Genomic DNA, 21,667 nt, shown 5'->3' with positions numbered 1-21,667 from the left:
GCGAGTCACAGGCGACTGCGTCGGAGGGAGACACCCCTGAGCGGTTAGCGGTAAACTTGTTGAGTGCTGTCACCGCTGTCTACAATCTCACTGAGGTCGTAAGGGTCGTTAGGACCCCGCCTTTCCTGACTTGAGCTGCAACGATTGATTTTCACGCCCCCAGGAGTGCCTCGTGAATTTGCGCCCTATCACCCTCGCTCCCATTGCCTTAGCGGTCCTGATAACGCCTGCGTGGGCTGACTTAGGTAACCAGCTCTTTAAACTAACGCCCGACGATGGCGCGGAGCTCGACTACTTTGGGGCAGCGGTAGCAGTTGATAGCGGAATCGCCGTCGTGGGGGCTTTCCGAGACCAAGACAATGACTTCTTCTCCGGATCGGCGTACCTGTTCGATGTTTCGTCCGGGACCCAGCTTAAGAAGATCACTGCGAATGATGGTGGCTTCTTTGACCAGTTCGGATCGTCCGTTGCAGCCAACAATGGCTTGGCGCTCCTAGGCGCTCCAGGAGATGGCGACGTCTTTTTTTCTTCGGGCTCGGCGTACTTGTTCGACACGGCTACTTTCGAACAACTCACCAAGTTCTCCCCAGCCGACCCGGTAAGCGATGGCGAGTTTGGAGCCTCGGTTGCAATCGATGGTGGCGTCGCACTTATCGGCGCCCGAGGTGACGATGACAATGGCCTTGCGTCCGGCTCGGCTTACTTGTTTGACCTTTCGACCGGCGCTCAATTCGCCAAGCTAAGTCCGGACGATGGCGCGCCTCAGGATTACTTCGGAACGTCGGCGGCGATCTCCAATGGCATTGCGATCATTGGATCGCCTCAAGATGACGACAACGGCGAGGACTCAGGTTCGGCCTACCTATTCGATGCGGTGACCGGCGTTCAGATTGCGAAACTCACGCCCCAAGACGGCGCCGAGATGGACCGATTCGGGGAATCCGTCGCAATCGATGGCGGCCTCGCCCTAGTGGGTGCTTACGGCCACAGTGGACGCAGCGGCGCCGCCTATCTGTTCGACGTCGCGACGGGTACACAGCTCGCAAAGATCGTGGCCGACGATGGATCGACTGATGACCGTTTTGGTAGATCGGTTGCGATCAGCGGAGGTCTCGCCCTCGTTGGTGCAAGCTATGAGGACGAGAAAGGTCTCGATTCCGGATCAGCATACCTTTTCGAGGTACCGACGGTCCGGCAGATTGCAAAGTTTAGCGCGGATCTCGGAGGCGAGCTCGACCACTTTGGATCCTCGGTTGCAATTGGCGACGGGATTGCGATCATTGGGGCGGAAGGCGATAGCAACAATGGCGATTTCGCAGGGGCCGCCTACATTTTCTCTACCGTTCCAGAGCCATCGGCGATGTGGCTCGGTTCGTTAGCCGTAGCGTTCTGTCCACGGCGACGTCTCTGACGCAGCTTCGGCTAAGTCTTCAGTATTGGCCTGTGCGGACCAGAGGTGATTGCCGCGACTCCGACGTCTCTTCTGACGACGAGGAGTGGGGGTCAGCCCCCGCCGTTCATCGCAGGGAACATCTCGTTGATCATCGTGATCGCCGCGGGTCCGACCAGGACGACGAAGATCGCCGGGAAGATGAAGATCACCAGCGGGAAGATCAGCTTTACCGCGGTCTTGGCGGCCTTCTCCTCAGCCATCTGACTGCGGCGGGTCCGCATCGAGTCGCTCTGCACCCGGAGCGCCTGGGCGACGCTCGAGCCGAACTTGTCGGCCTGCACGAGGATCGCCGCCAAGGCTTTCAGGTCGTCGACGCCGGTGCGCGAGCCGAGTTCGGACAGGACCTCGTTGCGGGGAGATCCCATCTGGAGTTGAAGATTGCACAGCGCAAACTCTTCGGCGAGAACGCCGTACGTCTTACGCATCTCTTCGCTGACTTTTCGCATCGCTTGGTCGAGACCGAGGCCGGCCTCGACGCAGACCACCATCAGGTCGAGCGCGTCGGGCAGGCCGTAGAAGATGTTGTCCTGGCGTGAACGCTTCATGAACCAGATCGAGACGTCGGGCAGGAAGAACATGACGCCGGCGGCCGCGACGGTGATGATGGCCGCCTCTTGCGTGAGCCCCTTGGTGAAGTAGGCGGCCCCGCCGCCGGCGATGAAGCCGAACCCGAGGCAAAGCAGCTTGGCGCCGAGAAAGACGCTGATCGCCGTCTCGCCGCGGAAGCCGGCGTGCTGGAGGCGTTGCTTCAGCTTCCCTTCTTCTTCTTTTGTCTTGGGCTGCAGGGGCGCGGCGAACCTCGGCGTCGCTTGCTCGATGAGCTTCGCCATCTTGTCCGACTGCTTGATCGCCTTCGAGGCTTTGCGGCCCCCTGGGTCACGAAGCTCTTCGAGCCGCTCGGACGTCCGCTCGTTGGCCGAGCCGCCGAAATACTCCAGCGCGATCCACATCGCCGCCGCCACTGCGCCGAAAACGGCGAGCTTGACCATCAAGGCGTTGGAGATCAGTTCGGCGAGGATCATGGGCGGGCGGTTGGCAGTAGGTAACCGTGGGTCCCCTCCCCCTTTGGGGGAGGGAGTTCGAGTCAGATTCTGATATTCACGATCTTCTGGATCACGATAGCGCCGAGCAGCTGCATCACGATCCCGCCGATGAGCATCTTCTTGCCCATGTCGTCGGTGAAAAGCAGCATTAGGTAGTCCGGGTTAAGCCGGTACACGGCGCCAAACAGCATGGGCGGCAAGGCCAGGAGCACGATGCCCGACAGGCGGCCTTCGCCCGTGAGCGCCTGGACTTGGCCCCAGATCTTGAACCGCTCGCGGATCAGCCGGCCGATCTTGTCGAGGATTTCCGCCAAGTCGCCACCGGTCTGACGCTGCAGGATGACGGCCGTCGCGAAGAACTTCAGGTCGAGGTTCGGCACCCGTTCGGTGAGGTTCTCGAGCGCTTCGTCGAGCGGCATGCCGAGGTTCTGCTCTTCGAAGCAGCGGCTGAACTCCTGACAGATGGGGGGCGACATCTCGGCGCCGACCAGGTTCATGCCGGCGCCGAGGCTGTGCCCAGCGCGGAGCGCGCGGGCGACCAGCTCAAGGGCCTCAGGGAGCTGTGCGGCGAACTTCTTCATCCGCCGCTTCCGCTTCATGATCAGCCAGGCGAATGGGATGAACACGAACACCACCGAGCAGATCGGGGCGAACTTGATCGGCAGCCCGAGCGTGGTGGGGGCGAAGAATCCCAACAGGGCCGCCCCAACACACGCCATCAGGAACTGACTAACGCTGAACGAGACGTCCGCTTGGGCAAACAATCGCTCAAGGTTGAGGTGATTGGCGAGCGCCTGCTCGAAGGCGCCAGCGCCGCGGTTCCAGGTCGCCGCGAGAAGGTCATTCTCCTTGTCGCCCGATTCCTTTCCGCCGCGGCCTTTGACCGCCTTGCCCGAGGTCAGCGCGCTCAGCCGATCCTCGACGTCTGCTTCTTTATCGCCGCTCCATAGCATCGCGACAGCAATCACCAGGCCGGTGACGCCGCCGAAGACCAGTAGCGTGATGACGAGGGGGGACATGGTTGGCTGATCGGGGAGTTCGGTTTACGGATTGGCGAGAGAGTCGGCTTTGGGCTGCGTCGCGGAGTTTCGTAGCCGCGGTCCTAGCGGTGGGTCGCCTCAGTCTTCCATCATGACGCGCTCGCGGAACGTGCTCGCCGGTAGGCGGATGCCCGCTTGCTCGAGCCGGTCCATGAAGCTCGGTCGGATGCCGGTCGAGATAAAGCGGCCGATCGCCCGGCCGTTCTGGTCAACGCCGGTCTTCTCGAAGCGGAAAATGTCTTGCATGACGATGGTGTCTTGCTCCATGCCGAGCACCTCGGTGATGTGGGTCACCTTGCGCGGCCCGCCTTGGAGGCGGTTCGACTGAACGATCAGGTTCACGGCGCTGGCGATCTGGGTCCGCATCGCCTTCATGGGCATTTCGAAGCCCGCCATCATGATCATCGTCTCGATACGGGCGATCGCGTCGCGCGGCGTGTTCGCGTGGCAGGTGGTGAGCGATCCGTCGTGGCCGGTGTTCATCGCCTGGAGCATGTCGAGCGTCTCGCCGCCACGACACTCGCCGATGATGATCCGGTCGGGCCGCATACGGAGCGAGTTCTTCACCAGCTCGGTGGCGCTGATGCGTCCCTTGCCCTCGATGTTCGGCGGCCGGGTCTCGAGACGCACGACGTGGTCTTGCTGGAGCTGGAGCTCCGCCGCGTCCTCGATCGTGACGATCCGGTCGTCGTTGCTGATGAAGCTGCTGAGCGTGTTGAGCAGCGTCGTCTTACCCGAGCCGGTGCCGCCGGAGATGACGATGTTCAACTTGGCCTTCATCGAGGCCTCGAGCAGCATCACCATCTCGGGCGTCAGGCTGCGATAGTTCAGCAGGTCCTCGAGCTTCAGCGGATTCGAGCCGAACCGCCGGATGGTGACCGTCGGGCCGTCGAGCGCTAGCGGGGGGATGATCGCGTTCACACGCGAGCCGTCCGGCAGGCGGGCGTCGACCATCGGACAGACCTCGTCGACACGCCGGCCGACCCGCGACACGATGCGGTCAATGATCTGCATCAGGTGCTTGTTGTCGCGGAACGTGACCGGCGTCTTGACGAGCTTGCCGTTCTTTTCAACGAAGATGCTCTTCGGGCCGTTGACCATGATTTCGCTGATCGACGGGTCCTTCAGCAGCATCTCCATCGGGCCGAGGCCGAAGGTCTCGTCGAGGACCTCATCGACCAGACGGTCGCGCTCCTTGCGATTGAGGAGGGTGTCCTCGGTGTCGCAGAGGTGCTCGACCACGAGGCGGATCTCGCGGCGGAGAACGTCGCCCTCCAATTCGCCCACGCGTGACAGGTCGAGCTTATCGACCAGCTTCGAGTGGATGCGTCGCTTCAGCGTTTCAAACTCGGCCTCTTTCTCCTGCGACGAGAGAGCGGTCGAGGCGGGGGTGTTGAGTTTCGTCATGGGGGGCGTCGGCTACTTGTTTCGCGAAAGCATCTTTCCCCTGCCGCTGAGGGCGGAGGGAAATGGTCCGCAAAAGCGTAGCTCACCCTAGACGGCGCGGTGCAAGACAGACGCGTGATTGAAGAAGAGAGACGCTAACCGGCATAAGCGGCATCGCTGCGCCGGCGCGACCGACCGGTAGGACGATCGGCTGAACCGGCGTTGTCGGGCCCCGAGGGCGCGGCCGTTTCAGGTCCGCCGTCCGCCCGTCCGTTGGGCGGGTCTTAGCCCTCGGCGGACGCCGGCTCTTCGGCGGCGCCCTTCTTGCCCCACAGGCCGAGCCAGCTGCGGCCCGACTTGGCGCCCGAATCGGATTCGCCGGCGCTCGAGCCGCCGGTCAGTTCGCGCGCCAACTGCTGGATTGACTGGGTCAGCGGCGCCTTAGGCGCCTGCTCGAGGAGGGGCACGCCGTTGTTACGCACCTCGATCATCGTCCGGAAATCGTTGGGCAGCTGCCAGAAGATGTCCTGACCGAGGGTCGACTCGGCCTTCTTCACGCTGATCGACGCCCCGCCTTGGCCGACGCGGTTGACGACGATCTTCACCTTCTCACGGAGGGCGCCACGCTGCTCGAACGACATCATCAACCGCACGACGTTCCGCAGGCACGGCAGGTCAAGCTGCGTGACCATGAGGATGTCGCTGGCGAGGTCCATCGCGAGCAGGTCGAGCTCGTTGTAGGCCTTCGAGGTGTCGATAATCAGGTGCGTGAAAGTCGCCCGGAGCAGGTTGATGACACGCGTCAAATCGTCGGTCGTGACGAGCTTCGAGTCTTCGAGCTGCACCGGACGCGGCAGCAGGTAGACGCCCGACGAGTGCTTCGTAAGCGATCGCTTCAACAGCGTAAAGTCGAGCCGGCCGATGTTCTGGGCGACGTCGGTGAGCGTGTACTCAGGGATCGTGTCCAGATAGACGTCGGCGTCGCCGAGCGCGAGGTCGAGGTCGAGGACCACGACCGAGTTGGTTGGATTTGAGGCCAGCTCGCAGCCGAGGTTGATCGCCAGGCTGGTCGAGCCGACGCCGCCGGTGCATCCGCTGACGGCGATGACACGGCAAGAACCAGCGCCGGCTCCCTCGGCGCCAAAGCGTGTGCGGCCAATGCGCTGCAGCGCGGTCGCCAAGTCATCCGGGCGGAGCGGCTTGGTGAGAAACTCCTTGGCGCCGGCCCGCATCGAGCGGAGGATCATCGCGCCGTCGGTCGAACTGCTCGCGACCAACAGAGCGACCTCGGGCTTCTGACGGGCGAGCTCTTCAACGAGTTCGATCGCCTTTTCCGGGTCGGCGTCCATCGAGATGAACGCCACATCGGGATGGGTCTCTTCGACGACGTCCTTGAAGAACGCGTAGCGCGAGCACTCCGCCTCAAGCCAAACGGTGTCGAGGCCCATCAGCGTTGCTTTAAGCGCCTCTCGGTCCCCGTCATTGGGGTCGACGATCGCTAATCGCAAGACGTTGGACATGGATTGCTGACGATACGGTAGAGGCGAAGACTTCCGACAGACCTGGCGCAGGGCCTTGGGCTAATAGAGGTTAGCTCACGCCAGACAGCGCGCCGGCCAAATTGGCGGCGTGTCAATCTTCGTCATAACCGACCGGACCGATTAAACCGGAATCGCTGACGGTCGCCCTGCCGGCGGCCGGCTGGTAAGGCCGCGAGGCCTGCCGCACGAGCGACGGGGGCGCCGCCGCCCGGTAGTGGGCGGGCGGTCCGTTCCGCACCGGCTCGGCGGCCGCGTCGCTGCTATCGTAGAGGCTCGGGCCTTCCATGGGCGTTGGCAGCGATTCTTCCATCGGATAGGGGGCCATCGCCGGGGTGGGCGCGCCGCCCATCGACTGGCCGCCTTGGTGGCCGTTCACCAACTGACGGGGCGGTCCAGGAAAGCCCCCCGCGACACAGGTTGGGCACGACCCGCAGCCGCCGTTCTTGCACGGTCCGCAGTAGTTGGGCACTTCCAACTTGCCGTCGACGTACAGATCGCAGTCGCACGGCGACACCGTCCCCATGCCCGGTCCGCACGGCGGAACCTGGTGCGGCTCCATCGCATCGACCAGTTCGGGGGTAACGAGAATCAGCAGCTCAACCTCTTCGGTCTCGCTCGAGACACGGCGGAACGGGGCGCCGATGATCGGCAGGTCAGCCAGGAAAGGCACCCCGGCGTTGGATCCGATGCTGCGCTGCTGAATCAAACCGGCAATCGCAAACGTTTGGCCGGCGTTCATCTCGACGGCCGTGTCCACTTGCCGGACCGTCAGGGCGGGCACCTGGGTGTTGTTGATCGTCACCGCGTTGCCAAAATCGAGGTCGCTGATCCGCGGACGGACCTCGAGACGGATCTTGCCGTTGCCCAGCACGATCGGCAGGAAGTCGACCTGCGTTCCGAAAGGCTTGTACTCGATCGCGACGTTGCCGAGCGACTGTGGCACGATAATGGGGATTTCGCCGCCTTCATTGAACTGGGCCGGTCGACCGCTAACGGCGACAATGTTCGGCTCGGCAAGGATCTTTGCGATGCTCTTGCGTTGCAGGGCGTCAATGAAGCCAAAGAAGGCGTCGTTGCCGTTGGTCACCGCGAACTCGACGGTTTGACCCGCCGTGTCGGTGATGCCCTTAACGCCGGACGCTACCTGCGTGAGTCCCAGCGGGTTGCCGCCCGACCCGACGTTGTTGATCAGGCCCGATACGCTCGTCCCGAAGTAACCGTGGCCGCTGGTGTAACCCATATCGACGCCGAGCTGCCGCAGCTTGGTCCGCGAGACCTCGTAGATCTTGACCTTGAGCAGCACCTGCTGCACGCCGCCGACGGCGATGTTGTTGATCACCTTCGGGGCGTAATCCTCGGCCAGCTGGCGGATCGGGTCGACGTAGTCGGGTCGATCGATGAAGCCGGTGAGGACCAGGCTCTGGCTGTAGCGATAGACCCGGACCGACGAGTTGGGGAACTGCGTCGCCAGGGCGTGTTCGAGCTCGCGGACGTCTCCGTAGATAAAGACATCCACCGTGTGGATGTCGCCGTCCTCGTCCCAGAGGTTGACCTGGGTGACGCCGGCCTTCTTGGCGGAGACCTGGATCTCGGTCGCCGAGAGGGGCGTCACGGCCAGCAACTCGGGGTTGTTGACCTGCACCTTGGGGATCTTCTTGTCGAGCGTGAGAATCCGACTCGTATTGGTCGTGATCTCGAGCTTGTCGTTCGCGCCGTCGATGCGGCGGACGACCGAGCCGTTTTCGAGGCCCTGCGCTCGTGCGATATTGGGAGCCGTGGCGGTAGCCGCGGCGACGATCGTCAACACAAGCACCCCGCGCATGGAGCGGAGCGTCCGGTAGGCGGTAAGGTCGTACATCCTTGTACTTTCCTGTTGCGGCGTCGCGGACGACGCCTGGACCCGAGCCGAGGCGCGGGCCATCCCCCCGATTGGTTATCTCTCGGCCGGAGCCAATCCCTGGCCCGCCCGGCGCCGCTGGTGGCGCTACCTCGTCGCTATCCTCTGTGCCTTGCGGCAACTCAACTTGTCATTCACCTTCAAACGGCACCGGGAAATCAACCGGCTTCGGCGGCGGCCCCGTCGATTTGAGGGGCCCGGAGAAGTCGATCTTGCCGTCACTCGTATAGCTGGCGGTGGATCCCGGCGTCTTCGGGCGCGCGCCCGCGTAGCTGTCTTGTTCGCCCTGCAGCGGAACGCCGGTGCGACTATCGAAGCGCATCGTCGAGACCTCTTCGGCCTGGACGATGGTCATCTCGAAGGGGGGCCGCTCTTGCGCCGCCTGCGACATCATGCCGACAACGGTGTCGAACAGACTCTGCTTGGGCGGACCGGACACGTCGCGGTTTTGCTCTTCTTTGCGAGAGTTCTTCTCGGAGCGGGTGCCGAGGATGTCTTCGATCGTCACCTCGACCATCGCCGAGGCGGTCTCGTCATTGGGATTCCGCGGGATCAGGCTCAACTCACCAAGGTTTTGGGCCAGGTCGAGCTTGCTCGCCTGCTCCGGGGTCACCAGCAAGGAGACTGTCTTGGGAATCGCACGGGCCTCTTCGCCTTCGGCGGTCCGTTGGACGGCCTGCTCGATGGCGAAGACGCGGATGTTTTGCAGAATGACGCGGGTCGTCGCGAAGGGGACGTTATCGCGTTGGCTGGCGGCCATAAACAGTTGCACGTCGACGCGGTCACCCGGGCTCAGCAGGCCAGCGGCCACCTTCTCGGCGTTCACCGAGATCGTCGAGAGACGGAAGCCGTCGGGGATGTTCGCCACGGGGTCGGCCGTCTCACCCAGAGCGAGCAGCTGGGCCTCGAGGATCGGAGTCCCAGCGACGATCGTCGTCCGCGGCCGACGTCCCTCGAGGTCCTCGAGCGACGTCAGCGAGCCTTTCGGCGCTTTGTCGGCGGGCCACTCTTCGAGGGCCACCATGCTAGCGCCAATCGGGTCGCCCAGATTGATGTTGTGCAACGCCACGTAGATGGGCGTTGTCTCGAGCTGCATCGCCGGGCGGTTGGCGTTGGCGTCCATGACACGGCTAATGCCGATCGACGCCGCCAGGCCACAGCCGAGCGCGAGTACGAGCAATATGAGCGATTTAGGTCGCATATGGTTTCCCCCCCACGAGGCGCCGGGCGGCCGCTCGAAGCGAGCAAGCGCTGGGCATCCCGCTGCGAAGCGGGCCTCGTCGGTTACTTCGGCACAACCGGCTTATCCGGTCCAGGAATTACGAAAGCGGTCATCGGTCAGCTAGCGGCCAGTCCGCTAAACAACCAATAGCCCACAGAGCTTGTAGGAGGCGTCTCCGACGCCGATTTCGCGCACCACGCGGTGGCGGTTGGGATGCCTTGATCGGCGTCGGAGACGCCTCCTACCGATTTCCGATAGCGAGCGACGACCGACGAATCCCTCGTCTCCCGTCCCTAGCCCCTCGTCCCTCAGACCAGCATCCCGGCCCACGCGAAGTAGGCGATCGTGCCAATCGCGATGGGGATGCCATAAGGGAGCAGCATCATGCGGGGCTTCCGTTCTTTGGCGATTGCGGCGAGCTGGTCCGGGTCTTTGATCGTAAGAATCTCGTTGAGGATCGACCAAAACTGGCTGTGGTGCTTGTCCCAACCCTTCTGGGTCAGAACCATGCCGATGGCGATGACGGCGCCAACAATCGCGGAGACGGCGAAGGCGTAGGCGGTGACGGTGCCCCAGACCCAGGCGCCGATACCGGCCATCAGCTTGACATCGCCGGCGCCCATGCCGCCGATCGCGTAGGCCGGCAACAGCAGTCCCAGACCGACCGCCGTGCCGATGAGGCTGTAGACGAGGCCTTCCCAGCCGGGGTACTCACTAAGCGTCGCGCTGAAGACCCAACCGCTGATGATCATCGGGAAGGTAATCCAATTCGGCACCTTCAGTTGCAGCCCGTCAATGACCGCCGCGACGACCAGCGTCACGGTGACGACCCAAACGGGCCAGTTGGCTTGAAGGGCGTCGGCGAGTTGAGCGAAGTCCATGGTCGTCAGCCTGCGGGCGTTGTCAGGTGGGGGCGTGAGGTTTTTTTTCGGGGCCGCTACCGGCAGGGCGGAGCGGCGAGCCGACGAAACGTAGCCCGCTCTACCGCGACGCGGAGGCGAGCGGCCGGCGACGTTCGGGGACTCTTCCTGTCGCGGACCGCTACAACCGGACCTCTCGCGGATGCGGTCGGCGCATAAAAAAGCCCGGCCGGCCCCCGAAGGGACCGGCCGGGATCGTAATCAAAGAGCGCCAGGCTAGCAGGGCCGGGTCGCCGTTGCTGTCGGATCAGCTACCAAGCTCGGCCGCGACATCGGTGAATGTCTGCGACGCGTTGGTGCCGATCGATCGGATGGCGGTCAGACAGACGATCACAATGAGCGCCAGCATGACCGCGTACTCGACAGCCGTGGGACCGTCTTCCGAGGTGAGGAACCGTTGAACCTTTTGAGCGAAATTCTTCATCACAATCCTCTCCGGATTTAGGGGCCTGCCCGCGAAGGTGGGGGTGGGCGGGACGCGGCCCTGCTAGTGGCGAGGGCATCGGGGCCCTCGATGGCTGACCTATCGCGACCCCCCGACCGGTTAAGGTCGAGGGTGAGCCCGCCGGGCGTCGCGCTTCGGTCGTTTAAACGTAATCCTGCGTATCACCCTGGTGAGGCGCATCCATTCCGCCCACGTCGCCTGCGATGCAATTGACGTGGGCATTCCATCGGCAGCCAGGCTTCCCCTGAACAAACGGGGCCCTTGGCTTTGCGCCCCCGCCTTACGACGGGTTTGCCTTTCTCGAGTGGACTAATACGCGGCGGGCTCTTGCTGTTACTCCCGGAGCGAGGCCAAAGCGGCGCCGCGGCGGGCAAAAGCACTGGGGGGGAAGTAGGTGGGATGAGTCGTTGGGAGGAGGGCCAGGAACGCTTCGTAGGAGCGGCGTTCCCTGGCGTCACTGGAAACCTATGTCAGATTCCGGTCGGGTCAAATGAACTTGAGACATTTTTTTGCGAACGGCCCAAACCCTTCACGCCACCGGGTCGGCGCCGGCTTGGGTTTGTTCTGCCCTACGTAGGCATTCCGTTACGCTTTCGCTGAAAACAGAGGGGAGATTAGAGCACCCCCACTCTCTCCCGCTTGGCGACGAACCCTTACCGTGCGAACCGCTGTTGCCGATCCACCGTTGACCGAGGCGATTGCCCGGGCGATCAACCGCCTCGCCGCGGCGCCGATCGGCGCCTATCACGCCGGTGGCGAAGCGGCGAGCGAGCCGACCGCTTGGGGCGCGCTGGCGTTGGCTCGGGCCGGTTGTAGCGATTCGGCGGCGGCCGCCGCCGACTGGCTCGCCGAGCGGCAAGGCGGCGATGGCTCGGTAGGCGTCACCGCGTCGCAAGCTGGCCCCGGTTGGCCGACGGCGTTGGCGATGCTTGCGTGGCGTGGCGTTGACCCAACCCGCTACGCCACGTGCTACGCGAGCGGCGTGGCGTGGGCGCTCGCACAACGGGCCCGCACAACCCGGCACAACCCGAGGCTGGGGCATGACTCATCCCTGGTGGGGTGGTCGTGGGCGCCGGCGACCCACACGTGGCTCGAGCCAACCGCGTTTTTCTTCGCTGCGCTCCGTGAGAGCGGGCCCGAATCGCAAGCCCGTCGTGACGACGCGGAACGCATCCTCATCGACCGGCTCCTCCCCAGCGGGGGCGCCAACTACGGAAACACCGTGGTCCTCGGGCAAGAGTTGCTGCCCCATACGCAATCGAGTGGCGTTGCCGCCTGGGCATTGGCGGGCGAACGAGTCACCGATGAGCGGCTCGCCAAGACGCTCACCTACCTCCAGGGGGCGGTCCAAAAGCCAACCGGCTTGGCGTCCTTGGCTTGGGCGGCGCGAGGGCTGGCCGGCCATCGCGCCGCTGGCGAGGAGGTGGCGTTGCGAGTCGCGTCGGCGCTCTCCAAAGCAGAAGCTGCAGCCGAGAGTCATCACAAGCTTGCGCTGTTGACTCTCGCCGCCCAAGAGATCGCCTACCAGCCGATCGAACCGATCGTGAGCCACCGATGAACAGCCCTCTCGATAAGTTCTCAATGACAAGACGCACCGCGCTTGCCGCCGGAGGGCTGGCGGCGGCCGGCTTGGTGACCGCTGCTTGGCCTCGATCAAAAACGCCCGTCTTCCTCGCCCGCGGGCAGCGCTACGACGGCCCGCTCGTCGAGACGATCCGTGACGGCCTCACGGCCGTTGGGATCAACGGCCAGAACCTGGCGGGCAAGCGGGTGCTGCTCAAGCCGAACCTTGTCGAGCCGACGCGGGCCATCCCGCACATGACAACCCATCCGGCAATGATCGTCGCCGCGGCGGAAGTCTTCCGCATGTGGGGCGCGGAGGTCACGGTCGGCGAGGGCCCTGGCCATGTCCGCGACACCGAGGCGGCGCTCATTGATTCGGGCGTCGGCGAGGCTCTTTCGGACGTCGGCTTGTCGTTCGCGGACCTCAACTATGAGCGGGTCGCCTGGCGCCGCAACCGCGGCCGCTTTAGCAAGCTACCCGGATTGTGGCTTCCCGAGAGCGTTGTCTCGGCCGACCTCGTTGTTTCGATGCCGAAGATGAAGACGCACCATTGGGTCGGCGTTACCGCGTCGATGAAGAACCTCTATGGCGTCATCCCCGGCATCAAGTACGGGTGGCCTAAGAACGTGCTCCACCATAACGGCATTTCCCAGACGGTGGCCGACATCAGTGCAACGCTCCCTCGCACCATCGGCATCCTTGACGGGATCGACGGCATGGAGGGAGACGGCCCGATCCTCGGCAGCCTTAAGCGCATGGGGCTCGTCGCCATCGGGGCGAGCCTTCCGGCGCTCGACGCCACCATCGCTCGTGTCATGGGCCTCGTCCCCGAGAGAGTCGATTACCTCGCTCTCGCGTCGCGACGCCTCGGCGTCATCGACGACGCACGGATCGAACAGCGGGGTGAGGCTTGGCGACCGCTTGTCAGCCCGTTCAAGGTCCTCGACGAACCGCATCTCCAGAAGTTGCGCGCGGGTGAACTCGTGACTTGATCCAACGGTTACGGGATCCAACGGCTTCGGTCACCTTACAAGCGACGCGACCGTCGAATCGCACCAGCGACGGCAAACAGGACGAGTGTTGAGGCCGCCGACGGCTCGGGAACCGCGAACGACGCCGCCATCGACGAGTCGTACCACGTGCTCCATACGTTGTAGTCCCCCTGGCCAATCGAACCATCGCCATCGCCATCGAGGGCGAAGTCGTAGGGCTTTCCGAACCGGTCTCGCAACATGGTGTAGTCGGCGGCGTTCACCTTGCCATCGCCGTTGTAGTCACCGGGAAGAATCGGCGTGGGGGCTGTGAGTGACGTGAGCGGTTGGAAGCTGACCTCAAAGTCGGCGGCGCTGAGAAGGGCCGATCCCCTAACCTCGTTCTGGTGCGTCAAGTCGAGCCGATAGTACCCACCCACCAAGAGGGTCGCCGTTTCGAAGTCGGCGCGGCTTGTCAACGTGTTGAGCGTTACCCCCGCGAGTGTGCTCAGCGTCGCGGTCGGTCTGGCGCCGGTGGTTTGGGTCGCCTTCCAAGCGAGCCCAAGATTGACGACGACCGGCTTACCGAGAAAGTCGGAACCGGTCGGCGCGACGTAGAACCAGGCCTTGCGGATATCGGGGCTCGATTCGGTGTAATAAAAATCGTCCGTATTGACGTCGAGCGCCGCGGCGAAGGTCTCGAGGCTGAGTCGCGAGGCGCTCAGGTCGACGTGCATCGTCGCGCTCGCCGAGTCGATCGCGACGCGGTAATCACCGGGGGGAACCAACTCGCTCTGCCCGTCGGCGCTGTCTCCCGGCGCGTAGACCGACGCATAGTCGATACTGACGGCGGCGCCCTCGCCAATCGGCAGGCCGGCGTCGTCCACCATGACGGGGACAAACTTTGCGGCCGGGGCGACGCTCGCCAACCAGAGCGTCAAAAAGGTCGCGACGCTAACTGCCACGAAGGAGGTGCGTGTAAGTGCGAGGAGCGATGTCATTCGAATCCTTTCTTGATGGCCGGAATAAAGACCGGTCACGACACGGCTCGTAGAGAGCTCGGTCAGAAATAGAGGAAAAGCACTAGAAGAGTCGGATCGTAGCGATTCCACTAACTCCTCGACAAGGACGTCTTTGCCGGGAATTGGCTCGGTTTAGCGTTTATCGGGATTCCGTAGAGCCCGCCAAGAGAGGGGCTAATTCCCGCGTAAGGGGGGTGCCGGATCATTGGCGGGGACCTCTCGTAAGCCATCCATGGGGATGTCCCACGACGCTTCGAGAGCCTCGTCCCGAGTCGCCCAGCCTGACCCGTCGCTGACGAGCGACGCGCGGCAGCCGGGGCATGGCATGTCGCCTTCGATCGAATAGGTGGGTCGAACGCCGGTGTCCGCGGTGGGCCACGCCGCGTCGCATTCGTCGCAGAGCACGACGACGCGGCGGCAGACGCCACACCGACGCAGTCCCAAAGGCCCCGCCCCACAAAGGCGGCACGTACCGATCGTCAACATGGCTCGTCCCTAGGGTCGGAAGGGGAACGCGGTGATCAGGCGGTCCCCTTGAACCACCAGCCGCAGGTGCATGGCCGCCGGCTTTCCACGGCGATTGCCCGACTGGCCCCCGACGTATCCGATCCGGCGGCCCATGTTGATGTCGTAAACCGTTTGCTCGCCTTCCCGTTCGGTGTGGGTGTTCACGCCAGCCAGGGCCTGCTGGTAAGCCTCATCGACCAACCGGACGACGGTCGCTTGATCGTCCGAATCGAACACGCCGTGCTGCCCGACACGGTCGGGGTCGTCATGGGCGTGCGACATCAGATGCTCAAGTCGGGTGCCGTGTCGGCTGCCGCGTGTGTAGCGCAGACCCGCCGCCGAACGATAGGTGTCGCGGCCGATCTCGGTCAAAGCCGGGGAACCCTGCCCGGCTGACCCCTGCCCAGGTGACCCCTGCCCAGGTGACCCTTGCCCTGGGGTGGCGCCCGGCTCGGCATTGCCCGGCGGGGGTGTCGGTGATTCGACCGGTGGTTCGAGATCGACCAGTGTCGGCAGCGTCACGCCGAAGCGACTCGCTACGAGCGGCTGGATCACCGCCAGATAGAGCAGAGCGGCCACCACCAGCCCGATCAGTCCCCCGACGCCCAACTTCTGCCGAACGAGCTTCAGAACCGGCAGAGCGGCGCGGGCGAACTGCTGGGAGTCACGCGACATGGCGATGAGGGGCGGCGAAAGATTTGACAGGCGACGCGCGGGCCCCTTAGTTTGCCTTGGGTGAGCGATGGTGTCGATTGCGGCAATCACGCGGCCCACGCCCTCTTCGGAACACGAGGCGAGACCGATGGCTACGAACAAAACGCGCTCAGACGCGGTCGGCTGGTTAGTAATCCCTCTCTTTGTAGTCCTGGCGACAACCCCGGCGTCGGCCGTTGTCACGGGGACGACCTACGTTGGCAACGCCGGCGTTTCGACGACGGCGGTTCCCGACCCGACCGATCCCGACCGGCTGCTGGTGGCGGGGCGGAGCGGACAGATCAACGCGATTAGTCTCTCGACGGGCGCCGTGACGCCCTACCTAGCGATTCCCCGTGTGAACACCTCTGGCGAAGGGGGACTGATCGGACTCGCGCTCGACCCCGATTATGCGACCAACGGGTATGGCTACGCCTACTACACCTCGTCGGGCACGGGGGGCTCGGCGCTGACGTCGCAGATCGTTCGCTTCGCACGTGATCCCGCGAACCCCAGCCAGGGGCTGCCCGAGAGTCTCTCCTCGGTCCTCTCCGTCGCTCAGCCCCAAAGCAATCACAATGGCGGCTGGATCGGCTTCAGCCCCAACGACGGCCATCTCTACATCTCCTTTGGCGACGGCGGCGGCGGCGACGATAACGACACCGGCCACACCGCGGGAACCGGCAACGCGCTGGACATCACCAACAACCTGCTCGGCAAGATCCTGCGCCTCGATGTTGATGGTGATGACTTCCCAACCGACCCGAATCGCAACTACGCCATCCCCGCCGACAACCCTTTCGTTGGCGCCACCGGGGATGACGAGATTTGGGCCTACGGCCTCCGCAACGCGTTCCGAAACAGCTTCGATCGCGAAACGGGTGACCTCTGGATCGCCGATGTCGGCCAGAACACCCGCGAAGAGATCAATTTCCAGCCGGGTAATAGCCCCGGCGGAGAGAACTACGGTTGGCGCCTGCGCGAAGGGTTCATCGCCACCCCGAGCGGCGGCGTCGGCGGCGCGAAGCCAGCCGGGGCGATCGACCCGGTCTACGAGTACCTGCACGGGTCGGGCGAGTTCCGCGGCAACTCGGTTACCGGTGGCTTCGCCTATCGCGGCCCCGACGCATCGCTAGCCGGCGACTATTTCTTTGCGGACTACGCTTCGAGTCGCTACTGGAAGTACGACCCCGACAACTTGGCGAATCCGGTGACCAACATCACGGGGGATTTGTTCTCTCGCGGAGTCGCCAACAACCCCGTCTCGTTTGCCGAGGACCTCTCGGGGAACCTCTACGTCCTCACGATCGGTGGGGACGTCTATCGGATCGAAACCACGCCACCCGGCGACTACGACGGCGACGGCCTCGTGAATGCGGCGGACTACTCGGCGTGGGCCGACGCCTACGGAGAGGGCGCCGGCTCGCCCGCGGACGGCAACGCCGACGGCGTGGTTGATGCGGCCGACTACACGATCTGGCGGGACGCGGCCGCCTCGCCGTCGTCGGCCGTCCCCGAGCCTTCCTCGCTCGGACTGCTGCTTGCCGTCGTGGCGTCTTCAATCTCGCTGCGACGCCCGCCGGCGGCGTAGTAGTAGCCAGCCGCCGCCACCCCCGCCACGAGCATCACCAGCCGGTGCGCGAGGGCGGCGAGGGTTCCGGCGCCCACGGTCGTCGACGGCTGAACCGCCCGGTAAAGGAATTCGGTGGTCGCCTCGATCGTCCCGAGTCCATTGGGAGAGATCGGCAGCGTCCCCGAAATCAGCGCCAACGGGACGACGAAAAAGTGCTCGGCCAACGAGGGCGTCGCAACCGGCAGCGATGTCGCGGCTGCATAAAACGACAGGATGAAGACGCCGTTCATGAGCAGCCCGACGCCCATCGCTTGCAGAAGGCCCCGCCAACCGTCGCGGTAGAGGGCGGCAAGCTCGCCGACGCGCTGGCTCAGCGGACCCACTAACGGGGCCCGATTGAAGATCGCCGCGAGCCGCTCCACCGGTCGCCCCGGCGCAAAAAAAGCGGTGAATCCTGCGATCGCAACCACAGCGGCGACCAAAATCGACTGCGACAAAAGTCGGAGCGGCGTCGATTCCGCGGCGGTCGCGCTGCCGGTCCATAGGACGGCGGCGCCTGCGTAGCTCAGGAAACCAACGAGTCCCAAGGCGCGATCGACAAGGACCGTCGTGATGGCGGCGCCGCGCTGGCCGCGCCGGTTTTTGGCGAGAAGGGCCGCTTTCACGACATCGCCGCCGACGCTGCCCAACGCGACGAAATTGCAGGCGAACCCGATCGCCCCTAGACGCATCGTCTCGGCGAGCGACATCCGGATCCCCACCGCGGCCGCGACGAACCGCCAGCGAAGGAAGGCCAGCGCAAGCCCCAAAAGGACGGTCACCCAAGCCACCGCGAGCCGCGAAACGCGAGGCGGGTCCGCCCAGAGCTGCTGGAAAGCTTCGTGAGCGGCGGCGTGCCACAGCAGCCAGCCAACCAGCGCGAGGCCGCACGCCACACGCAAACCTCCGTACACAGCAGTTCGCGTCATGCAGAGCAGGGGGGAGGTCGTCGACGGGGATTGTCGACGGAAGGGGGGAAGGGCGGTGTTGACAGGCGGGCGGCCTGCCGTCAATTTATAGTGCTCAGCCGGGGGCCCAACCGCAAATCGGGCCGACCGGAGAGAAAGAGTCCGCGACCGCTCGTTGGCGGCCGCAGGCCTCGCGAACGGGGGATTAGCTCAGTTGGGAGAGCGTCTGGCTGGCAGCCAGAAGGTCAGCGGTTCGAACCCGCTATCCTCCACTTCTTGCAGCGTCTCGGCTATCAGGCGCTTGCGGGCCTTACCGCTGGTCAGCAGTGCTGACGCTGGTTGGCTTTGCCGGAAAGAATTTGCGCGGCCGCACTAGATCGGTCGCCATCTCGGTGATCGCTCTGCCGCGCACCGTGCAAACGGAAAGATGCGGCCCCTTGCGAATTGCATGGGATAACGGCAAAGTGCCGGAATCGCTGGCGTCGGCGGTGGCGCTGCCTTGCTTGACGTCGCTTTCCTGCCCCTGGCGGTCCCGCTGGGTCCCCGTTCCCCGCGCCGCCCGCCGATGACCGACCCGTCTGCGAGTCGATCATCGCCAGCCCTCATCGCCCGTTTGTCGGCGATGATGCTTCTTCAGTACTGGCCACTTGGGATGTGGCTGATCACGGTCGTCACGTTCATCGGGGCGAACACGGGCGAAGGCGGCATGTTCACGCCTGGGTTCATCGGCTACAGCGCGGCCGCGTCGGCTCTCGGAAGTCTCGCGGCGCCGGTGCTGGTTGGTTGGCTAACGGACCGCTATGCGCGTTCGGAACTGATGCTGTTCCTGTTGCACGGCGCCGCAGCGGGGTCTTTGGCGGCAATGCTTCTGTCGTCGTCGCAGACGATGTTCTTCGTCGGGATGATCGCCTACTTTCAGGTCTACAGCCCGTCGGTCACGCTGACCAACACCATCGCCCTGCGACAGCTAGCCGACAGCGGTAGGGAGTTTCCCATTGTGCGGTTGTACGGCACGGTCGGCTGGGTGGCGGCAGGCGTATTTGTCGGGGTGATTTGTCGCTGGTGGACAGGGGAGTCGATCGAGGGGACCCGCGCGCCGCTGGCTCTGGCGGCAGGGTCCCATGTCGTGATGGCGTTTTATTGCCTTACTTTGCCGAAGACGCCGGCGGTGATTCGCGACGCTGCGTCCGCCGAGGCGAAAGGGGGACTCCACCGCAATCGGGCGTTCGTGCTGTTCCTCTTGGTGTCACTCTTGGCGGCGATTCCGTCAAAGTTCTACGACTTCTCCAACGTCTTCCTCAATCAGCGTGGCTATGTCGGCGCCGCCGCCACCATGACGCTCGGGCAAATCACCGAGGTCCTTTGCCTCCTGTCGATTCCTCTGTTGCATCGTCGGATGCGGCTGAAAACGCTCTTCCTCATCGGTCTACTCGGCTGGGCGTTGCGGTACCTGCTGCTGGTAGCGGGCTCGTACGGCGGACCGGAGACGATCGCTTCGCTGCCGGTCCTGCTGGCGATCATGTTGCATGGGCCCTCCTACGTATTCGTTTACCTGGCGGGCCAGATGTATGTCGACCGTTTGGTGCATCCGTCCAATCGCGGCGCCGCACAGGGGCTGCATTCGATGGCGATGGGCGGGGTCGGGCATCTGCTGGGGGCGGGCCTCACCGGCTGGGCCCAAAAGGAGTTCCTGACGCCGCCGGGCGTGACGCCGGCGCCTTATGACTGGCAGCTCTTCTGGCTGACCCCGGTGGGGATTGTCGTCGTCGTCGCGATCCTTTTCGCGAGCTTGTTCTTCGAGCGCCCGCACTCCGAATCGGCGGCCGGATAGGACCGCTCAGCCCCAAAGCTTGCGGTCGAGCAAGCGGTAATTGATTGCTTCGCTGATGTGCTCCGGCCGGATCGTCGACGCGTCGGCCATGTCGGCGATCGTCCGGGCGACCCGCAAGACCTTGTCGTGGGCGCGCGCCGAGAGCCCCAACTGCTCGACGCTGGTCCGTAGGAGCTGCCCGCACGCTTCGTCGAGTTCGCAGAATCGCCGCACGTCACGGCTCGCGAGCTGAGCGTTAAGCCGCTGTCGTTGGCCCCGCTCGAAACGTCCCGCTTGCCGATCGCGAGCGGCGGCGACCCGTTCTCGCATGGCGCTGCTGTCGGTGCCGGATCGGGCCGACCTCAGCTCGTCGTAGGCCACGGCTGGAACTTCGATCTGTAAGTCGATCCGGTCGAGCAACGGGCCGCTGATTTTCGACATGTAGCGCTCCACTTGGATGACGCCGCATTTGCATTCGCGGCGTGGGTCGTTGCGGAACCCGCACGGGCAGGGGTTGAGCGACGCGATCAGCATGAAGTCGGCCGGGAACGTCGTGGTCGCTAGCGCTCGGCTGATCGTGACCTCGCCGTCCTCCAGCGGCTGGCGGAGCACCTCGAGCGTCTGGCGGTTGAACTCGGGCAACTCGTCGAGGAAGAGGACGCCGTGGTGCGCGAGGCTGATTTCCCCCGGCGAGGGCGTCGAACCGCCGCCTACGAGTCCCGCGTTGCTAATCGTGTGGTGCGGCGAGCGGAACGGCCGATGCGCCAGCAGGCTCTGCCCGGCGCCGAGTCGGCCCATGGCGCTGTAGACGCGGGTCGTTTCGACCGATTCTTCGGACGACAGACGCGGCAGGATCGTCGGGGCCCGCTTGGCGAGCATCGTCTTGCCGCTCCCGGGCGGCCCGACCATTAGCAAATTGTGGCCTCCCGCGGCGGCGATCGTCAGGGCTCGCTTCGCCATCTCCTGGCCACGGACATCGGCGAAGTCGATGTCGTAGCGCTGGGCGTCGGCCACCAGGTCGGCAACGACGCACGGCTGCGGGTCGATATCGATCTGCCCGGCGAAGAAGCCAACCGCTTGGGCGAGGCTATCGACGGGGATCACGTCGATCCCTTCCACCACGGCCGCTTCACGGGCGTTTTCGCGTGGCAAGACGAGTCCCTCGACGCCCGGCTGAGCGGCGGCGGCCATCGCCATCGACAAGGCGCCCTTCACCGGCCGCGTCGTCCCGTCGAGCGCCAGCTCACCGACCACGGCAAAGCGGCGAAAGCGATCGCTTGCCGCGTCGAGCGTCGCTTGACCGCGGCGGCCGGGTCCGGCCCCGAGTTGCCCCGAACCGGCCAGTACGCCAAGGGCGATGGGCAGGTCGAACGAGGCCGCCTGCTTGGGGAGCTCCGCTGGGGCGAGGTTGATAACGATCCGGTCTTGGGGTCGGATAAACCCGCTGTTGACGATGGCTCGCTCGCTGCGGTGGGTCGCTTCGCGGACCGCGGCCTCGGGGAGTCCGACTAGAATGGTTTTCGGCATCGCTCCAGGTGAAACGTCCACCTCTGCCTCGACCGGTAAGGCGTCAATCCCTAGCAGGCTGTAGGTGCGGAGTTGCGCGAGCATCGGAAGCCCGGTCGGTCAAAGG

16 protein-coding genes, 1 tRNA gene, 1 pseudogene and 1 riboswitch are annotated in these 21,667 nt (G+C 64.5%); of the genes and pseudogenes, 6 read left to right on the top strand and 12 right to left on the bottom strand.

What is annotated here, in order from left to right; translation table 11 throughout:
• Nucleotides 1-172: 172 nt before the first annotated feature.
• Complete coding sequence (locus tag Pla108_RS14995; protein ID WP_146445776.1) at nt 173-1,411, top strand: FG-GAP repeat protein; 1,239 nt, start codon at nt 173-175, stop codon at nt 1,409-1,411.
• Between the two features lie 92 nt (nt 1,412-1,503).
• Here the strand turns inward: Pla108_RS14995 and Pla108_RS14990 are convergent, their stop codons facing one another.
• From Pla108_RS14990 to Pla108_RS14955, 8 genes are all read right to left on the bottom strand, one after another.
• Complete coding sequence (locus Pla108_RS14990; RefSeq protein WP_146445775.1) at nt 1,504-2,475, bottom strand: type II secretion system F family protein; 972 nt, start codon at nt 2,473-2,475, stop codon at nt 1,504-1,506.
• A gap of 62 nt (nt 2,476-2,537) precedes the next feature.
• Nucleotides 2,538-3,515: a type II secretion system F family protein gene (locus tag Pla108_RS14985; protein WP_146445774.1), complete on the bottom strand. Its 978-nt coding sequence runs from the start codon at nt 3,513-3,515 to the stop codon at nt 2,538-2,540.
• Nucleotides 3,516-3,614: 99 nt separating this feature from the next.
• On the bottom strand, nt 3,615-4,943 hold the full coding sequence (locus tag Pla108_RS14980; protein WP_146445773.1) for a CpaF family protein: 1,329 nt from the start codon (nt 4,941-4,943) through the stop codon (nt 3,615-3,617).
• Nucleotides 4,944-5,206: 263 nt separating this feature from the next.
• Nucleotides 5,207-6,442 carry an AAA family ATPase gene (locus tag Pla108_RS14975; protein WP_146445772.1) on the bottom strand — a complete coding sequence of 412 codons (1,236 nt, stop codon included), beginning with the start codon at nt 6,440-6,442 and terminating at the stop codon, nt 5,207-5,209.
• A gap of 112 nt (nt 6,443-6,554) precedes the next feature.
• Entirely contained in the window at nt 6,555-8,321 is a 1,767-nt protein-coding gene (locus tag Pla108_RS14970) for a type II and III secretion system protein family protein (protein ID WP_197526594.1), read from the bottom strand.
• Between the two features lie 169 nt (nt 8,322-8,490).
• Nucleotides 8,491-9,561: a Flp pilus assembly protein CpaB gene (cpaB, locus tag Pla108_RS14965; RefSeq protein ID WP_146445770.1), complete on the bottom strand. Its 1,071-nt coding sequence runs from the start codon at nt 9,559-9,561 to the stop codon at nt 8,491-8,493.
• A 329-nt stretch (nt 9,562-9,890) separates the two neighbouring features.
• Nucleotides 9,891-10,463 carry an A24 family peptidase gene (locus Pla108_RS14960; RefSeq protein WP_146445769.1) on the bottom strand — a complete coding sequence of 191 codons (573 nt, stop codon included), beginning with the start codon at nt 10,461-10,463 and terminating at the stop codon, nt 9,891-9,893.
• 286 nt (nt 10,464-10,749) lie between these two features.
• Entirely contained in the window at nt 10,750-10,926 is a 177-nt protein-coding gene (locus tag Pla108_RS14955; protein ID WP_146445768.1) for a Flp family type IVb pilin, read from the bottom strand.
• A 246-nt stretch (nt 10,927-11,172) separates the two neighbouring features.
• Nucleotides 11,173-11,253: riboswitch (cyclic di-GMP riboswitch) on the bottom strand.
• Nucleotides 11,254-11,605: 352 nt separating this feature from the next.
• On the opposite strand from Pla108_RS14955, the gene Pla108_RS14950 reads away from it, so the two are divergent.
• Nucleotides 11,606-12,505 (top strand): hypothetical protein, encoded by a 900-nt coding sequence (locus tag Pla108_RS14950; protein WP_146445767.1) that lies wholly within the window; start codon nt 11,606-11,608, stop codon nt 12,503-12,505.
• Nucleotides 12,502-13,503 carry a DUF362 domain-containing protein gene (locus Pla108_RS14945; RefSeq protein ID WP_146445766.1) on the top strand — a complete coding sequence of 334 codons (1,002 nt, stop codon included), beginning with the start codon at nt 12,502-12,504 and terminating at the stop codon, nt 13,501-13,503. The genes Pla108_RS14950 and Pla108_RS14945 overlap by 4 nt, the downstream gene beginning before the upstream one ends.
• A gap of 35 nt (nt 13,504-13,538) precedes the next feature.
• Here Pla108_RS14945 and Pla108_RS14940 read toward each other — a convergent pair whose 3' ends face one another.
• Nucleotides 13,539-14,483, bottom strand: coding sequence for a hypothetical protein (locus Pla108_RS14940; RefSeq protein WP_146445765.1), 945 nt, complete (start codon nt 14,481-14,483; stop codon nt 13,539-13,541).
• Nucleotides 14,484-14,999: 516 nt separating this feature from the next.
• Nucleotides 15,000-15,686 (bottom strand): hypothetical protein, encoded by a 687-nt coding sequence (locus tag Pla108_RS14930; protein ID WP_146445763.1) that lies wholly within the window; start codon nt 15,684-15,686, stop codon nt 15,000-15,002.
• A gap of 127 nt (nt 15,687-15,813) precedes the next feature.
• Here Pla108_RS14930 and Pla108_RS14925 point away from each other — a divergent pair, with 127 nt between their 5' ends.
• Nucleotides 15,814-17,295, top strand: a complete 1,482-nt coding sequence (locus Pla108_RS14925; protein WP_197526593.1) for a PQQ-dependent sugar dehydrogenase — start codon at nt 15,814-15,816, stop codon at nt 17,293-17,295.
• A 35-nt stretch (nt 17,296-17,330) separates the two neighbouring features.
• On the opposite strand, the pseudogene Pla108_RS21355 reads toward Pla108_RS14925, so the two are convergent.
• Nucleotides 17,331-18,245 (bottom strand): annotated as a pseudogene (locus Pla108_RS21355) (lysylphosphatidylglycerol synthase transmembrane domain-containing protein); the annotation flags it as partial.
• A 178-nt stretch (nt 18,246-18,423) separates the two neighbouring features.
• Here Pla108_RS21355 and Pla108_RS14915 point away from each other — a divergent pair.
• A tRNA-Ala gene (locus Pla108_RS14915) sits at nt 18,424-18,496 on the top strand.
• A gap of 293 nt (nt 18,497-18,789) precedes the next feature.
• Nucleotides 18,790-20,055: an MFS transporter gene (locus Pla108_RS14910; protein WP_146445761.1), complete on the top strand. Its 1,266-nt coding sequence runs from the start codon at nt 18,790-18,792 to the stop codon at nt 20,053-20,055.
• A gap of 6 nt (nt 20,056-20,061) precedes the next feature.
• Here the strand turns inward: Pla108_RS14910 and Pla108_RS14905 are convergent, their stop codons facing one another.
• Nucleotides 20,062-21,645, bottom strand: coding sequence for a YifB family Mg chelatase-like AAA ATPase (locus tag Pla108_RS14905; RefSeq protein ID WP_146445760.1), 1,584 nt, complete (start codon nt 21,643-21,645; stop codon nt 20,062-20,064).
• Nucleotides 21,646-21,667 lie beyond the last annotated feature (22 nt).

The organism is Botrimarina colliarenosi, assembly GCF_007859955.1.
Lineage (GTDB): Bacteria > Planctomycetota > Planctomycetia > Pirellulales > Lacipirellulaceae > Botrimarina > Botrimarina colliarenosi.
This window is presented reverse-complemented; position numbering and strand designations above follow the sequence as displayed.

Coding starts and splice junctions, on each gene's coding strand:
- Pla108_RS14930 (WP_146445763.1), bottom strand. CDS start 15,686: ATGTCGCGTGACTCCCAGCAGTTCGCCCGCGCCGCTCTGCCGGTTCTG.
- Pla108_RS14910 (WP_146445761.1), top strand. CDS start 18,790: ATGACCGACCCGTCTGCGAGTCGATCATCGCCAGCCCTCATCGCCCGT.
- Pla108_RS14945 (WP_146445766.1), top strand. CDS start 12,502: ATGAACAGCCCTCTCGATAAGTTCTCAATGACAAGACGCACCGCGCTT.
- Pla108_RS14990 (WP_146445775.1), bottom strand. CDS start 2,475: ATGATCCTCGCCGAACTGATCTCCAACGCCTTGATGGTCAAGCTCGCC.
- Pla108_RS14970 (WP_197526594.1), bottom strand. CDS start 8,321: ATGTACGACCTTACCGCCTACCGGACGCTCCGCTCCATGCGCGGGGTG.
- Pla108_RS14925 (WP_197526593.1), top strand. CDS start 15,814: ATGGCTACGAACAAAACGCGCTCAGACGCGGTCGGCTGGTTAGTAATC.
- Pla108_RS14940 (WP_146445765.1), bottom strand. CDS start 14,483: ATGACATCGCTCCTCGCACTTACACGCACCTCCTTCGTGGCAGTTAGC.
- Pla108_RS14960 (WP_146445769.1), bottom strand. CDS start 10,463: ATGGACTTCGCTCAACTCGCCGACGCCCTTCAAGCCAACTGGCCCGTT.
- Pla108_RS14975 (WP_146445772.1), bottom strand. CDS start 6,442: ATGTCCAACGTCTTGCGATTAGCGATCGTCGACCCCAATGACGGGGAC.
- Pla108_RS14955 (WP_146445768.1), bottom strand. CDS start 10,926: ATGAAGAATTTCGCTCAAAAGGTTCAACGGTTCCTCACCTCGGAAGAC.
- cpaB (WP_146445770.1), bottom strand. CDS start 9,561: ATGCGACCTAAATCGCTCATATTGCTCGTACTCGCGCTCGGCTGTGGC.
- Pla108_RS14905 (WP_146445760.1), bottom strand. CDS start 21,645: ATGCTCGCGCAACTCCGCACCTACAGCCTGCTAGGGATTGACGCCTTA.
- Pla108_RS14985 (WP_146445774.1), bottom strand. CDS start 3,515: ATGTCCCCCCTCGTCATCACGCTACTGGTCTTCGGCGGCGTCACCGGC.
- Pla108_RS14980 (WP_146445773.1), bottom strand. CDS start 4,943: ATGACGAAACTCAACACCCCCGCCTCGACCGCTCTCTCGTCGCAGGAG.